At 60.1% G+C, this 14,201-nt stretch carries 14 protein-coding genes and 2 tRNA genes; 6 read left to right on the plus strand and 10 right to left on the minus strand.

Annotated features, from left to right (window positions below):
• Positions 1-183: 183 nt before the first annotated feature.
• From VRS74_RS09095 to VRS74_RS09110, 4 genes are all read right to left on the minus strand, one after another.
• Positions 184-456 (minus strand): hypothetical protein, encoded by a 273-nt coding sequence (locus VRS74_RS09095; protein WP_354144941.1) that lies wholly within the window; start codon positions 454-456, stop codon positions 184-186.
• An 86-nt stretch (positions 457-542) separates the two neighbouring features.
• On the minus strand, positions 543-848 hold the full coding sequence (locus VRS74_RS09100) for a hypothetical protein (protein ID WP_354144942.1): 306 nt from the start codon (positions 846-848) through the stop codon (positions 543-545).
• 506 nt (positions 849-1,354) lie between these two features.
• Entirely contained in the window at positions 1,355-2,332 is a 978-nt protein-coding gene (locus VRS74_RS09105) for a site-specific integrase (RefSeq protein WP_354144943.1), read from the minus strand.
• A 212-nt stretch (positions 2,333-2,544) separates the two neighbouring features.
• Positions 2,545-2,621 (minus strand) — tRNA-Pro (locus VRS74_RS09110).
• 112 nt (positions 2,622-2,733) lie between these two features.
• On the opposite strand from VRS74_RS09110, the gene VRS74_RS09115 reads away from it, so the two are divergent.
• From VRS74_RS09115 to VRS74_RS09135, 5 genes are all read left to right on the plus strand, one after another.
• A complete protein-coding gene (locus tag VRS74_RS09115; RefSeq protein WP_354144944.1) occupies positions 2,734-3,690 on the plus strand; it encodes a thymidylate synthase in 957 nt (318 codons plus the stop codon).
• A gap of 104 nt (positions 3,691-3,794) precedes the next feature.
• Entirely contained in the window at positions 3,795-5,099 is a 1,305-nt protein-coding gene (locus VRS74_RS09120; protein WP_354144945.1) for a 3-methyl-2-oxobutanoate dehydrogenase (2-methylpropanoyl-transferring) subunit alpha, read from the plus strand.
• Positions 5,096-6,154, plus strand: a complete 1,059-nt coding sequence (locus VRS74_RS09125; protein WP_354144946.1) for an alpha-ketoacid dehydrogenase subunit beta — start codon at positions 5,096-5,098, stop codon at positions 6,152-6,154. Before VRS74_RS09120 ends, VRS74_RS09125 begins: the two co-directional genes overlap by 4 nt.
• Positions 6,155-6,159: 5 nt before the next feature.
• Positions 6,160-7,446, plus strand: a complete 1,287-nt coding sequence (locus VRS74_RS09130; protein WP_354144947.1) for a dihydrolipoamide acetyltransferase family protein — start codon at positions 6,160-6,162, stop codon at positions 7,444-7,446.
• Positions 7,447-7,531: 85 nt separating this feature from the next.
• Positions 7,532-7,608 (plus strand) — tRNA-Asp (locus VRS74_RS09135).
• 11 nt (positions 7,609-7,619) lie between these two features.
• On the opposite strand, the gene VRS74_RS09140 is transcribed toward VRS74_RS09135, so the two are convergent.
• The 6 genes from VRS74_RS09140 to VRS74_RS09165 all read right to left on the minus strand — a co-directional run bounded on the left by VRS74_RS09140 (position 7,620) and on the right by VRS74_RS09165 (position 11,982).
• Positions 7,620-8,699 (minus strand): MBL fold metallo-hydrolase, encoded by a 1,080-nt coding sequence (locus VRS74_RS09140; RefSeq protein WP_354144948.1) that lies wholly within the window; start codon positions 8,697-8,699, stop codon positions 7,620-7,622.
• Between the two features lie 13 nt (positions 8,700-8,712).
• Positions 8,713-10,155, minus strand: a complete 1,443-nt coding sequence (locus VRS74_RS09145; protein ID WP_354144949.1) for an MFS transporter — start codon at positions 10,153-10,155, stop codon at positions 8,713-8,715.
• A gap of 55 nt (positions 10,156-10,210) precedes the next feature.
• Complete coding sequence (locus VRS74_RS09150; RefSeq protein ID WP_354144950.1) at positions 10,211-10,435, minus strand: DUF2842 domain-containing protein; 225 nt, start codon at positions 10,433-10,435, stop codon at positions 10,211-10,213.
• Positions 10,435-11,007 (minus strand): 5-formyltetrahydrofolate cyclo-ligase, encoded by a 573-nt coding sequence (locus VRS74_RS09155; RefSeq protein WP_354144951.1) that lies wholly within the window; start codon positions 11,005-11,007, stop codon positions 10,435-10,437. Before VRS74_RS09155 ends, VRS74_RS09150 begins: the two co-directional genes overlap by 1 nt.
• 304 nt (positions 11,008-11,311) lie before the next feature.
• Positions 11,312-11,791 carry a cell division protein ZapA gene (locus VRS74_RS09160; protein WP_354144952.1) on the minus strand — a complete coding sequence of 160 codons (480 nt, stop codon included), beginning with the start codon at positions 11,789-11,791 and terminating at the stop codon, positions 11,312-11,314.
• Positions 11,788-11,982, minus strand: a complete 195-nt coding sequence (locus VRS74_RS09165; RefSeq protein ID WP_354144953.1) for a hypothetical protein — start codon at positions 11,980-11,982, stop codon at positions 11,788-11,790. Before VRS74_RS09165 ends, VRS74_RS09160 begins: the two co-directional genes overlap by 4 nt.
• A 230-nt stretch (positions 11,983-12,212) precedes the next feature.
• On the opposite strand from VRS74_RS09165, the gene tkt reads away from it, so the two are divergent.
• A complete protein-coding gene (gene tkt, locus VRS74_RS09170) occupies positions 12,213-14,192 on the plus strand; it encodes a transketolase (protein ID WP_354144954.1) in 1,980 nt (659 codons plus the stop codon).
• The last annotated feature ends 9 nt before the right edge of the window (positions 14,193-14,201 follow it).

Below are 14,201 nucleotides of genomic sequence, written 5' to 3' on the forward strand. Positions count from 1 at the left end.
ATGCCGGCTGAAAAGCTGTCATCGAATATCCCTCGCCATGGCCTCCATTCTAATGGCCCTCGGATCTGATACGAAGGGCCGGCTTACAGCTTATACCCGACCTCCATCTATCTCGATGGATAGTGCTGCATTCGCATGCTTAACAGCCATGTGCGCCGCCAAAATCAACCGGAGTGGCACCTCTTAAGACCGGCGAGGGAAAGGGATCACATTATCATCGTCGATGAATGCCCGCATGCCTTCCTCATCAACCGTCAGCTGGAAAGCGGCGTAAGCTTCGTCATCGGTGTCGAAGAGAGCATCCCATACGGTTGATGTGCCTTGATCGTTGATCACCTCCAAAGCCCACTGCGGGTCATGTTCGAGCCGGTAGATCTTGATGTCGACCGTCACGCCATCGATCGTCAGCACGCGGCCAAGACTGGAATAGAGGATGTTCGGTTCACGATCGGACATATGGAACTTTGGCTGGTTGCGTCTGGATACGCTCGTGCATGTAGCATGTCATGATTGTCGATGGGTAGGGACATGTCGACAGATGTCTAAACCCTGATTTGCTCGACCCCATATTGCCGACATATCGCATCGCGCTTGTTCAGGTCGCGGAAGTCAGAGAAAGTCATTAGGTATTGCGCTGACGGATGAGCAAGGTACTTCGCCTTCAGGTTAGTTGCTTGCTTGCGAATTTGCGATTGCCGTCGCTTGGCCTTCGCTTGCTCATTGCTCAGTCTTCTGACTGACTTTGAGCCATTCTCAATCCGCTCTTTGTTCGCCTTCAACCAGTCTGAAGCTTGTCTGTTCAACTTCATTGCTACTCCTGAACCTTGGTGAAGCTTTTCTGTGGGCATAGCTTTGCCTAACGGACAAAGAGGCTCCCCTTTGTCGTGGCAAAGCCGTGTCCCTGAACCTCGGAGCCAGCCCAAAGTTAGACACAGTCAGATCAGCGGCACCTTGAGTGAGGTGGGGGTGGTCATGCTGTCGCCCGATTACCCGCTACTTATTGACGCAGGGTACGTAAGCCGATCTGATGACTACTACGCCCCTTGTAGGTTCCTGCGAAGGATCGCCTACTCACGCAGCCTGAGCTGCTTGCGCCCAGTCAAATGATTTTGACTGGAAGGACAGATAAAGCATCTGTCCCCGAACTGCCGTCACCTCACTCCCATGTCTTACCTCGGCGGGCTGGGAAGGCGTCCCTTAGGGGGAAAGCAAAAAAGCCAACGATTATGACGCCAGCACCGCAGTTAACCGCGCTGACAACTCGTGCATGGCACAATTACACCCGATTGTGAAGACAAAAATGACATCAAAGCATTGAAATATATATATAAAAGTAAATAAAGTTTCATCACTCTTATGCGCCGTGATGAGCGATAGTGAGTTCGTGCTTATCCGGTTGAGGCACCATCATTGTGGCTTCATCCGAAGCCCCAGCGCGCGAAAAATCCCATGGTGGCAAACCATTAAGTCGCTGCACGATCCTTTCGGCAGGTATGTGGGTATACCTGATCAACATTCTTGGGTCTTTGTGCCCAGAGATCACCGCCACCTCTGGAAGGGAAAGCCCCATCTCAAAAAAGCGGCTAATGGCTTCGTGTCGCAGGTCATGGAAGTGTGTGTCGGTAACACCTGAGCGTTCGACTGCCCGTTTCCATGCGCTCTTGAAGGCGGCCTCCTCCATGGGGAAAACCCGCTCCTGAATGTCAGGGGCCGCTGCCGCCTCCATTAAAAGGCGGGCAGCGCTCGCAGAGAGGGGGACATTGCGCGGTTCACCGTTTTTTGTGTCGTGAAGGAAGGCGGTACGTTGAACCAAATTGATGTCCCGCCACATCAGATTTAAAATTTCTCCTCTTCGCATCGCGGTCTCAAGTGCGAAGTTGAAAATTTTGAGGGGCAATTCGGACCGGCACATCGCGAGGCTGGTCCGTAACTTTGCAATTTCGGGCTCTGTAAAACGGCGTTGTCGGCAGTTCTGAAATTTGGGTCTGCGAACACGATCGGCAGGGTTCTCGGACAAGAAAACGCCCCATTCGTTCTGTGCTGTAGATATCACGGTTTTGATGAGGATCAGCTCTTTGCTGACTGTGGCTGGTTTGGCGACATTGAGTCGATCATCGCGATATGCGGCAATGTCGGCAGGAGCGATCTTTTTGATAGGCTTTTGAGCCATGGGATGTCGCGCGATCTTGTTTAGGCGATAGCGCTCAGCCTCGACACCGCGCTTGAAGCGGGTGGTGGAATTCACGTATCTAGTGATGAGATCAGCTAACGAAGCTGCTTGAAAATCGGCATCTTGGATGGAAAGGGGGGCTGCAGCCAACTGGCTCTGCATCCTTGCCGCCCAAGCTACTGCGTCGGCCTTGCTATCGAAAGATTTGGACTGTGACGGCCTGCCGGCCATTCGTACTTGTGCAAACCATCGCTTCCCGCGCCGTGAAATGCTTGCCATGTGCACCTCTGCATCAAAATTGCATCAAGGGTGCATCAGAAGGATAAAAGCGAACGCCCGTATCCGTGTAAGCATTTGATAATGCGTGCCGGAATTGGTCGGGGAGAGAGGATTCGAACCTCCGGCCCCTGCCTCCCGAAGACAGTGCTCTACCAGGCTGAGCTACTCCCCGACCGTGTCGTACCCACCACGCTCGCAAAAAGCTGTGGGCCGAGTCAAGGCGCGCCCTATAGGCAGGTGCTCGCGGGGTGGCAAGCGGGCAAATGCAGGTTTAGGGTCGGCGCATGGCCAGTGCTGCGAATCTTTCCGAAAACTCCGCCATCCGTCACCCGGAATGGCAATATCTCGAACTGATGCGCCAGATCTGGGAGCAGGGCAGCGAGCGGGTCGATCGAACCGGAGTAGGCACCCGGTCGATCTGCGGCGCGATGCTACGATTCGACCTTGCCGATGGCGCCATGCCGCTTCTCACGACCAAGCGTGTTTATTGGAAGACCGCGACGCGCGAGATGCTGTGGTTCCTCACCGGGGAAACGAATATCCGCCCACTGGTGCTGCAAGGCGTGAAGATATGGAACGAATGGCCGCACGCCCGCTATGTGAAGGAGACCGGTCAGGACATCGCGCTCGACGATTTCGTCCAGCGCATTGCCGACGATGAGGAGTTCGCCATGCGCTGGGGCGATCTCGGCCCGGTCTATGGCAAGCAATGGGTAGACTGGCCGACCTATCGCTATCGAAAGGACGGGCTTTTCGAAAAGGGCGAGGGGATCAACCAGGTCGCCCAGGTCGTCGAAAGCCTGCGCAGCAATCCGGGCAGTCGCCGCCATATCATCGAAGGATGGAACGTCGCGGAGCTGGACCAGATGGCGCTGCCGCCATGCCACAAGACCTACCAGTTCCATGTTGCCGGTGATCGCCTGAACTGTGTGCTCTACCAGCGCAGCTGCGATGTCGCACTGGGCCTGCCGTTCAACCTGTGGTCGGCGGCGCTGCTGCAGCGGATGATCGCGCAGCAGACTGACTTTGAGCCGGGCGAACTCGTATGGATGGGTGGTGACGTCCACCTCTACCTCAATCACGAGCATCTCATTACCGAACAGCTTGCGCGCGAGCCGCAGGGGCACCCGGTGCTTGAGATTGCGCGCCGCCCGGACAGTATTTTCGATTACCGGATCGAGGATTTTGTGGTTCAAAATTACACGCCGCACGGGCCGATCAAGGCACCTGTTGCGGTATAGGTTGAACGGGGCGCATTGGCTTGACCGGGCGGGCTGCGTGAAATAAAATAACTCGATCCTAAAAGATTGCTACAGGCCTGCTGTAGCTGGGGGAGAGCCCGGACATGGCCGATCGGCCCGACATTTCGCCACCGTCGAAGCGCAACAAACCGGCGCTTCAGCTTCACGTGCCCGAGCCGAAATTCCGGCCCGGCGACACTGTCGACTATAGCCATATCGAGATCCCGCCGGCGGGCGCTCATGCGCGCCCCGACGAGACCGCCCACCCGAAGGAAATGCGCGATCTCGCTTTCGGGCTGATCCGAGTTCTGGGCGAAGACAATAAGGCCCATGGAGCATGGGATCCCAAGCTCGAGCCAGCGACACTGCGCACGATGCTTGGTCACATGGCGCTGGTTCGGGCTTTCGATGACCGCATGTTCCGCGGGCAGCGGCAGGGCAAGACCAGCTTTTACATGAAGTGCACCGGGGAAGAGGCCACCAGCATCGCCACTTCGATGGCGCTGGCTTCTGACGACATGGTCTTCCCGAGCTATCGCCAGCAGGGCATCCTGATCGCGCGCGGCTATCCCATCGTCGACATGATCAACCAGATCTATTCGAACAAGGGTGACAAGCTGAAGGGCCGGCAGCTGCCGATCATGTATTCGAGCCGCGAGCACAGCTTCTTTTCGATTAGCGGCAACCTTGCCACCCAATGCCCGCAGGCTGTGGGCTGGGCCATGGCCAGTGCTGTGAAGGGGGACAGCCGGATTGCCGCAACCTGGGTCGGCGAAGGCTCGACCGCCGAAGGCGACTTCCACTCCGCCTGCACCTTCGCTGCGGTCTACAACGCGCCGGTGATCCTGAATGTGATCAACAACCAATGGGCGATTTCCAGCTTCTCGGGATTTGCCGGGGCAGAGCGCACAACCTTTGCGGCGCGTGCGCTTGGCTATGGCCTTGCCGGCCTGAGAGTTGACGGCAACGATGCGCTGGCGTGCTATGCGGCAGAACAATGGGCTGCCAACCGCGCTCGTGCCAATGCCGGTCCGACGTTGATCGAATACTTCACCTATCGCGCCGAGGGGCATTCGACCTCGGACGATCCAAGCGGATATCGTAGCGCGCAGGAACGCGAGGAATGGCCGCTCGGCGATCCGATCATGCGGCTGAAGAACCACCTCATCGAATTGGGCGAATGGGATGAGGACCGCCAGGCGGCGATGGACCTCGAATGCGCCGAACGGGTCAAGGCAGAGACCAAGGAAGCCGAGAAGAACGGCATCCTCGGTCACGGCATGCACCACCCGTTCCACACCATGTTCGAGGATGTTTACGAGGAACTGCCGTGGCACCTTGAAGAGCAGGCTGCACAGGCGATCCGCGAACGCCAGATCAAGTGGCCTGAAGGAGGGCCCCGGTCATGAGCACGGAGATCACCAAAGAGCTCCCCGCTGATGCAGGCTCCGAACGGCGTCTCAACATGATCGAAGCGATCAATGACGCGCTCGACATCATGCTTACGCGCGACCCGGACGTGATTATCATGGGCGAAGACGTCGGCTATTTCGGCGGTGTGTTCCGCTGCACGGCCGGCTTGCAGGAAAAGCACGGCAAGACCCGCGTCTTCGATACGCCGATCAGCGAATGCGGCATCATTGGCGTGGCGGTGGGCATGGGTGCTTATGGCCTGCGCCCGGTGCCTGAAATCCAGTTCGCAGACTATATCTATCCGGGGCTGGACCAGCTGATCAGCGAAGCGGCTCGCCTGCGCTATCGCTCAGCTTGCGAGTATATAGCGCCGCTCACGGTCCGTTCGCCCTTCGGCGGCGGCATCTTCGGCGGGCAGACGCACAGCCAAAGCCCCGAAGCGCTGTTCACCCATGTGGCAGGCCTCAAGACCGTCATTCCCTCGACTCCGCACGATGCCAAGGGCCTGCTGATCGCAGCGATCGAAGACAATGATCCGGTGATCTTCTTCGAGCCGAAGCGCATTTATAATGGGCCGTTCTCGGGCTATTACGACAAACCGGTCGAGCCCTGGAAGCGTCACCGCGACAGCGTGGTGCCCGAAGGTTACTACCGCATCCCGCTGGGTAAGGCGCGCAAGGTTACCGAAGGCGATGCTCTGACCATCCTGGCCTATGGCACGATGGTTCACGTTGCCGAAGCGGTGTGCCGCGAAAAGGGCGTCGATGCCGAAATCCTCGATCTGCGCACGCTGGTTCCGCTCGATATCGAAGCGATCGAAGCCTCTGTCGAGAAGACGGGGCGCTGCCTGATCGTGCATGAGGCGACCCGAACTTCGGGCTTTGGCGCGGAGCTATCCGCGCTCGTCACCGAACGTTGTTTCTACCACCTCGAAGCGCCGGTCGAACGCGTAACCGGCTTCGACACGCCTTATCCGCACAGCCTCGAATGGGCCTATTTCCCCGGGCCTGTGCGCATTGGCGATGCGATCGACAAGATTCTGAAGGACTGATCCCGATGGCGAAATTCACCTTCAACATGCCCGACGTGGGCGAGGGCGTGGCCGAAGCCGAAATCGTCGGTTGGCACGTGAAGCCGGGCGACACGATTTCCGAAGACCAGCACCTGGTCGACGTGATGACCGACAAGGCGACGATCGACATCGAAAGCCCGGTGTCGGGCAAAGTGCTCGAAGTGGCCGGCGCGGAAGGGGACACGATTTCGGTCGGCGCGATGCTGCTCGTGATCGAGGTTGAGGGTGAAGTGGACGAGGGCGCGCATGAGGAAGCCCCTGCGCCCAAGTCAGAGATCGTCGAAGAGCGGATCGAAGTCGAAACCTCAGATGCCTCGGATGCGGACGACGCGCTGGCAGCCGACCCGGATCCGGAACCGCTGCCTGCGCCCACTCCGGCGCCCGAACCACGGCACGAAGCGAAGGTGCTCGCCAGCCCTGCCGTGCGCCAGCGCGCGCGCGAATTGGGGATCGACCTGGGTGAGGTGAAGCCGGCCGAAGATGGTCGCATTCGCCATGGCGATCTGGACGCCTTCCTTGCCTACAATGCCGGCGGCGGTTTTGCTCCTGCCGGTCGTGCGCGCGCCGACGAGACGATCAAGGTGATTGGTCTCAGGAAGCGGATCGCGCAGAACATGGCCGCATCGAAGCGCCACATCCCGCATTTCTCCTATGTCGAGGAATGCGATGTGACTGCCCTCGAGGCATTGCGCGCCGACCTCAACGCCCATCGTGGCAGCAAGCCCAAGCTGACCATGCTACCGCTGCTGGTCAGCGCGATCTGCAAGACCATCCCGCAATTCCCGATGATCAATGCCCGTTATGATGACGAAGCGAATGTGGTCACTCGCCACGGCTCCGTGCACCTCGGCATGGCGACGCAGACCGACAATGGTCTGATGGTGCCGGTTATCCGTGACGCGCAAGCCAAAAACCTTTGGCAGATCGCAAATGAAATCCAGCGGCTTGCCAGTGCCGCGCGCGACGGCTGTGCCAAGTCGGAAGAGCTTTCGGGTTCGACGCTCACTATCACGTCGCTCGGGCCGTTGGGCGGAGTTGCAACCACTCCGGTGATCAACCGCCCCGAAGTGGCCATCATCGGCCCCAACCGGATCATCGAGCGTCCGATGTTCGTGCCTGACGGCATGGGCGGAGAGCGTATCGAGAAGCGAAAGCTGATGAATATCTCGATCAGTTGCGACCACCGCGTGGTCGATGGCTATGATGCTGCGAGCTTCATCCAGGAGCTCAAGAAGCTGCTCGAAACGCCGGTTTTGCTGCTCGCCAATTGAAGCGACAAAAAAGGCATATCAGGGCCATTGACACTATCAGCCGCTAGCCTTAGAGGCGCGGCTCCCAAGCGGTGCAACGCTTCATGCGGGTGTAGCTCAGTTGGTTAGAGTGCCGGCCTGTCACGCCGGAGGTCGCGGGTTCGAGCCCCGTCACTCGCGCCACTTGGGAGTTCTCAAAGGAGCTGGTCGAAATCGATCTCCTGGCTGTTTGCCGGGAGGCTGACCAGCATTCCGTCTTCCGACAGCTTCAGCGTGCCTTCAAACAGGCTTGGCGCATCGCCCAGAAATGCGCGTTCGACCAATCGAGCGGGCGGGGCGGGGACCAGGTGATATAGGATCAGTGCCTTCGCCCCTGCGGCTTCCGCAACGCGGGCGGCATCTTCGGGCGTCGTATGATAGTCCGGGATGTCGGCCATGATCTTGGCCGCATCGGAATTGCCCCGCGCTGCCAATGTGCTTCCCAGCTTGCCGACCATTTGTGGGTTGAGCGCTTCGTGGAAGATCACATCCGCGCCCTCCGAGAATCGTGCAAGGCGAGGCGAATATTTGGTATCGCCACTGATCACGAGGGAGCGGCCTTTGTATTCCACCCGGAATGCCAGAGCATGGTCGACGGGGGCATGGTCGACCGGCAATGCACGGATGGTCACACCACCTTTTTGATAAACCACTCTCTCGTCATCAGATGTATCTGCGAAGGAAATAACGCGAGCCTCGCCGCCGAAGCCGCCCGGCCGTGCCACTTCGGGTCCGTGATGGGCGATGCGGAAGCCGCGATCGATGTCATAGGCTTGCATGAACCCTGCGATGACGCTCTCTGTCCCCTGAGGGCCATAGATGGGTAAGGGAGTGGATCGCCCTCCTGCCATCCAGGCCTGCAACATCAGTTCGCCAAGTCCGTCGAGGTGATCGGAGTGAAGGTGGGTCAGGAAGCCCGCTTCCAGCCGGTCCATCGGGAAGCCCATGCGGCCCAGCTTGCGGACCGAGCCAGAGCCTGCGTCAAACACGAAGCCCTGTTTCCCCGCCAACACGGCGATGCATGGTCCGGCTCGCGCTGCGTCGGGCATGGGCGATCCGCTGCCGCAGACATAGGCATGCATGCCATCGGGCAATTCTGCTGAGCGATCGATACCTGCCTGTCGTTCGACCGCGGAACTGAAGACGCGTTCTCCGATCCAGCGCTGGCCAACGAGGAAGGCAATTCCGGCGATTGCTAGGATACCGAGCACTGTCGCAGGCCATTTGCGTTTCATCGGTTGCTCCTCCTCAAGCGGCTTCGACTTGTGCCAAACGCCTCAGATTCTCTTCGTGTTCCGCCTTGTCGATCTTGTAACGCGAAACGCAATAAAGCGCGCCCAACCAAAGCACCAGCAGCGACGGCGCATAGAGCGCGCCGAGCCACCATAGCGTGTCGGCAGGGACTGTTCCCGGCGCGGCCCCTTCGGGAAAGGCAATAATTGACAGGATTACACCTGCTGCCAGCACGCCAAGGCCCTGTGTCGTTTTCCGCGTGAAAGTGGTTGCAGCATAGTAGACGCCCTCACTGCGGCGCCCGGTCCTGAGTTGGCTGGATTCGACGAGGTCCGCGATCATCGAGAAACTCACCGCCTGCATTGCGATGATCAGAGCGAGGTCGATCACATTGATTCCCAGCACCAGCGGAAAGAGCAGCGGGTCGCCATTTTCGGGCATCATGTCGACAAGGCGCAGCAGCACGGGCAGCGGCTGGATCGAGAAGGCGAGCAAACCCAGTGTGATCGTTGCTTTCTTCTTGCCAAGGCGACGCGTGGCCCAGGGCGCAATCAGTGCGCCGAGCAAGGCGGAGAAGAACACAGTGCAGGTCCAGATGAATATCTGGAATTCGCTGAACTCCCAGAAGTAATTGAGCATAAGGAACGCAAGGGCCGCTGCCAGCCCTGTCGCGATAGCTGAGAGGATTGTGGCGAAAAACAGAGCGATGAAGCTCTTTTCGCTCAGCGTTTCGACCATTTCTCGGAAGATGCGGCGCACACCGAAACGCTCGGCAGTCACCTTTGGGCGATGCAGGTGGGGAATGCGGCTGTGTGTGCCCAGGGCCGAGACCATTATCGCAAGGAACATCATGACCGAGCCGATGATGCCATAGGTCTTGAAGGCCTCGGGGTCGCGCATCCCGAGCGGGCCGGTCAGCAATACGCCGAACATCAGCACGCTCATCAGATTGCCGCCCGCCCAGCCGAAGAACAGGCGATAGGATTGCAGGCTGGTCCGCTCTTCGTAATTGCTGGTGATCTCGGGGATCAGGGCGGAGCTCGGCGTCTCGTAGAATGTGATGAAGGTGCGGATCAGGATCGAGAGGCCGGTGAGGTAGAAGAACAGGCCTGCCTGTCCGAGTTCAGGCGGATTCCACAGCAGGAAATAGGTGAGCGCAACGGGAAGGGCTGCGCCATACATCAGCGGGTGGCGCCGACCCCAGCGCGACTTGAGATTATCCGACCAATAGCCGACGAGCGGATCGCTCAGCGCGTCGAAGACGAGAGCGATCATCAGTGCCAGCCCGACCAGCCCGGGCTCCAATCCGATCACGGTGCCATAGAAGAGCAGCAGGAAGTAATCGAAGCCGTTGTTCTTGATGCCGAAGGCAGTGGCGCCGAACCCGTGGGCAAGCTTGAGAGCGGTTCCCGGCTTGTCGGATCCGCTGGCGGCTTGCGCCGGCTGGCTTGATGTCATTGATTTTCTCTCCCTAATCGAAGGCTAGGAGAGGAGGGGGCGCAGTGCAATCGCCTTATTGGGGAGGGTTCCAGTTGCCGGTTTCCATCCAGCTGAGGAAGCGCTTCAGCGGTAGCAGCCAGATTACGCCCAGCACGATATAGACCAGCGTCTGCGCCAATGTCGGCCATTCGCCAATGAGGCCGGGCGCATAACTTGCGATCGCGACGCCGTAGAGGGTCAGCGCTGCCAAAAGGCCGAGAATGCCTGCGGGGATCCGCCATGTCGGTTGTTCGCGCATCAAAAGGGTCCGTAAAGCCGTGTTGGTGTGACGATAGCATCGAGATATCGGTCATGGTGCTCGATTGGCAGCGTCTCGCACAATTGCACGTCCCATGCGAGCCCGACCGTCCGCGCTGCGGGATGTTCCGCCAGCCAGCGGTCGTAATGCCCGCCACCTTGCCCCAGTCGCTCACCGCGTGCGGTAAAGCCTAGCAGCGGCATGAACAGGACGTCGGGAACAAGCGTGTCCGCATTGGCCTCAGGTTGGAGCGCGCCGAAAGGGCCGGGCTCCAGATCGCACTCACCATAGGGATCGCTGTGGCGCGCGAATTCCATCGGCGCATCGCGCGATGCGAAGCGAGGCAGCGCGATGGTATGGCCGCGATCGAAGAAGAATCCGGCGTAATGCGCGGTCGGCGCTTCGTCGGCGGTGGCATGATAAAGGCCGATCACCGCATCCGCCGCGATCAAATCAAGCAGCGGAGCAGGCGGGTGGCGGAGCACCAGCCCGCGCATCGTTTCGGGCAATTGCTCGACACATTCGCGGCGCTTTTTGCGCAATAGCTTTCGTAATGAGGCCTTGTCTTCCACCGTTCGCCCTGAGCTTGTCGAAGGGCCGTTCTTCCTTCGAGAGATTCGGTCGGAAAGAAGTGCAGGGCTTCGACAGGCTCGGCCCGAACGGGTTTGTTGGGTTGCACTTCAGCAAGAAAAGTAGCGGAACCACCATGGGTCGTTTGCCCGAGAAATCCTCTGACGCCTCAACGTCAGGTGGGCGCCGTTTACCCCAGCCTTCGGGACGAACCCGCAAACCGGGGCAGGGACAGCTCCCAAGGATTGCTTATAGCCTCAGGGATATTCAAATGGCTCGTGCCGGGCAGTCCCGCCGCTGGCCTATCTAGGGTGCGGAGAGCTTGCCCTCAAGCGTGTCAGCGCATTTTTCGACCTGCTCAGCCAATTGTTCGAGCCGGGTTGCCATGTCCGCTCCGGCGAACAGCGGTTGCTGGCCGCTGGCCGCCGATTTGATGTTGGCCAGATCGTTCGCCAGCGCGTCACGCTCGGCGCGGACCGCATCGAGCTCAAGCGCCGCCTCGTTTTTCGATCCCGTCGCGGCGGCAAGCTCTTTCTCGAGCTGATCAAGCCGCTCACCCAGCTCCGCCGGATTGCCGCCTGCCGCTTCGCGTGCATCGTGCAACTCGTCGGCCAGCAGGATCGCCGCGAACAGCAGGTTCTGCGCTTCCTGCGGGGCAAGGTTCCCCTCCATCTGGCGGAATTTCTCTTCCACCATGGCGCCCAGCCGGGCGAGATGCGCCTCCTGCCCGTCGGCGCAGGCGACCACATAGCTCCTGCCGCCGATGCGCAGCGTTACCTGGCTCATTGTTCGAGCCCTTCGATCAACCTGTCGAGATCGCGCAGGGTTGCAGCAACCTCTCCGCGCAACGCCTCATGGCGCGCGGTAAGTTCGCTATCGATGCCCGAAGCGGGGGCGAGCTTGTCACTCGCCGCATCTATGCGGTTGAGAGCGGCCTCGATCCTGCGGATGGCCTGCTCTGTCCGGCTCCCCTCCATGGCGCGCAATTTACCGAATTTGCGCTGTCAGGGCAAAGCCTTGGGTGGGGCTGTTGATAACTCGTCTTGCTTAGCCGCAAGGCAAGTATTTTCAGGTGAGCCGGTGAAAGCCCCGAACGCGCGGGTTGACCTCTCTTGAGCGCTCCGCAAAGGGTCCGTCAACGCGCCGAATCGGCGCACCGGGCCGCGCATTTCTGCGGGGCGCGCAGCCAGACCAGGAGCCAGAGCGCATGAGCCTCGATCCCGCCCGCCTGCAAGCCATGGCCAATGCCATTCGCGCGCTATCGATGGACGCTGTGCAGGCGGCGAATTCCGGACACCCGGGCATGCCGATGGGCATGGCGGACGTTGCCACCGTCTTGTGGTCGCAATTCCTCAAGTTCGACCCGTCGGCACCCGACTGGGCCGATCGCGACCGTTTCGTGCTTTCTGCCGGCCACGGCTCGATGCTGATTTACAGCCTGCTCTACCTTTCGGGCTATGAGCAGCCGACCATCGGCGACATCCGCAATTTCCGCCAGCTTGGCAGCCCCTGTGCCGGCCACCCTGAAAACTTCCTGCTGCCGGGCGTAGAATGCACGACCGGCCCACTGGGACAGGGCCTGGCGATGGGCGTTGGCATGGCCATGGCTGAGCGCCACCTTAATGCCGTGTTCGGAGACGAGCTGGTCGATCATCGCACCTGGGTGATCGCGGGTGACGGCTGCCTGATGGAAGGCATCAACCACGAAGCGATCGGCATCGCGGGACACCTCAAGCTCGGTCGCATGATTGTGCTGTGGGATGACAACAACATCACCATCGATGGCAGCACCGATTTGTCGACGAGCGAAGACATCAGGGCACGCTATGAAGCGACCGGCTGGCACGTAACCAGCTGCGACGGGCACGATTTCGCCGACATCGCCCGCGCGCTGGGAGAAGCGGTTGCCGACGAGCGCCCCTCGCTGGTCGCGTGCAAGACCATTATCGGCAAGGGCGCCCCGCACAAGCAGGGCACATCGGCCACGCACGGTTCGCCGTTGGGCGCCGACGAAGTGGCTGCAGCCCGCTTCGAGCTGGGCTGGGATTATCCGCCATTCGAAGTGCCCGCGGACATTCTTGGCGACTGGCATTCGACCGGCCAGCACGGCAAGGAAGCGCATGGCGCGTGGGCGGGGCGGTTCGAAGCCTCTTCCGACAAGGCCGAATTTGCGCGGCGCATGGCGGGCGAACTGCCTGCGGGTGACATCATGGGCGAGCATGTCGCCAAGCTGATTGCAGAGCCGCAGAAGGTAGCGACCCGCAAGGCTTCGGAAATGGCGCTGGCGCATATCAATCCGCAGCTGCCCGAGACGATTGGCGGATCGGCCGATCTCACCGGCTCGAACAATACCAAGGCGGGAGGCATCGGCCCCTTCACCGCGGACGATTACAGCGGACGTTACGTATATTGGGGTATCCGCGAATTCGGCATGGCGGCGGCCATGAACGGAATGGCACTCCACGGCGGGGTGATCCCCTATGGCGGGACCTTCCTGGTCTTCACCGACTATGCGCGAGGCGCGATCCGCCTTTCGGCCTTGCAGCGCGTGCGTGCAATCTATGTGATGACGCATGATTCGATCGGCCTCGGCGAAGACGGGCCGACCCACCAACCGATCGAGCATCTCGCTTCGCTCCGTGCGATGCCGAACCTGCTGGTGATGCGCCCCGCCGACGTGATCGAAACCGCAGAATGCTGGGAGATTGCGTTGAAGCAGTCGAACCGCCCGACGGTGCTGGCGCTGAGCCGCCAGAACCTGCCGCAAGTGCGACTGGAGGCAACTGGCGAAAACCTCTCGGCGCGCGGGGCCTATCGCCTCAAACTCGCCGAAGCGCCCCGCAAGGTGGTGCTGGTTGCGACCGGATCCGAAGTAGAGGTGGCGCTTGCCTGCGCGGCACAGCTCGAAGCGCAGGGAGTTGGCGCCGATGTGGTGTCGATGGTCAGCACCGAATTGTTCGACGAGCAGGGGGCGGCTTACCGCAGCGATATCCTTCCCTCCGATTGCCTCAAGGTTTCGATCGAAGCGGGCACCACGTTCGGCTGGGAACGCTATACCGGAACCGACGGGCTCAATATCGGGATCGATCGTTTCGGCGCATCCGCTCCGGCGGAGGCGTTGTTCGAGAAATTCGGCATCACGGCGGACGCCATTGTCCCGCAAATCTTGAATAAAGTGAACAATTAAGCAGGAGTT

Origin of the sequence: Altererythrobacter litoralis, from assembly GCF_036324225.1 — a bacterium.
GTDB lineage: Bacteria > Pseudomonadota > Alphaproteobacteria > Sphingomonadales > Sphingomonadaceae > Erythrobacter > Erythrobacter litoralis_A.

Coding starts and splice junctions, on each gene's coding strand:
- VRS74_RS09145 (WP_354144949.1), bottom strand. CDS start 10,155: ATGACATCAAGCCAGCCGGCGCAAGCCGCCAGCGGATCCGACAAGCCG.
- VRS74_RS09140 (WP_354144948.1), bottom strand. CDS start 8,699: ATGAAACGCAAATGGCCTGCGACAGTGCTCGGTATCCTAGCAATCGCC.
- VRS74_RS09130 (WP_354144947.1), top strand. CDS start 6,160: ATGGCGAAATTCACCTTCAACATGCCCGACGTGGGCGAGGGCGTGGCC.
- VRS74_RS09120 (WP_354144945.1), top strand. CDS start 3,795: ATGGCCGATCGGCCCGACATTTCGCCACCGTCGAAGCGCAACAAACCG.
- tkt (WP_354144954.1), top strand. CDS start 12,213: ATGAGCCTCGATCCCGCCCGCCTGCAAGCCATGGCCAATGCCATTCGC.
- VRS74_RS09100 (WP_354144942.1), bottom strand. CDS start 848: ATGCCCACAGAAAAGCTTCACCAAGGTTCAGGAGTAGCAATGAAGTTG.
- VRS74_RS09095 (WP_354144941.1), bottom strand. CDS start 456: ATGTCCGATCGTGAACCGAACATCCTCTATTCCAGTCTTGGCCGCGTG.
- VRS74_RS09150 (WP_354144950.1), bottom strand. CDS start 10,435: ATGCGCGAACAACCGACATGGCGGATCCCCGCAGGCATTCTCGGCCTT.
- VRS74_RS09125 (WP_354144946.1), top strand. CDS start 5,096: ATGAGCACGGAGATCACCAAAGAGCTCCCCGCTGATGCAGGCTCCGAA.
- VRS74_RS09105 (WP_354144943.1), bottom strand. CDS start 2,332: ATGCAGAGCCAGTTGGCTGCAGCCCCCCTTTCCATCCAAGATGCCGAT.
- VRS74_RS09165 (WP_354144953.1), bottom strand. CDS start 11,982: ATGGAGGGGAGCCGGACAGAGCAGGCCATCCGCAGGATCGAGGCCGCT.
- VRS74_RS09115 (WP_354144944.1), top strand. CDS start 2,734: ATGGCCAGTGCTGCGAATCTTTCCGAAAACTCCGCCATCCGTCACCCG.
- VRS74_RS09160 (WP_354144952.1), bottom strand. CDS start 11,791: ATGAGCCAGGTAACGCTGCGCATCGGCGGCAGGAGCTATGTGGTCGCC.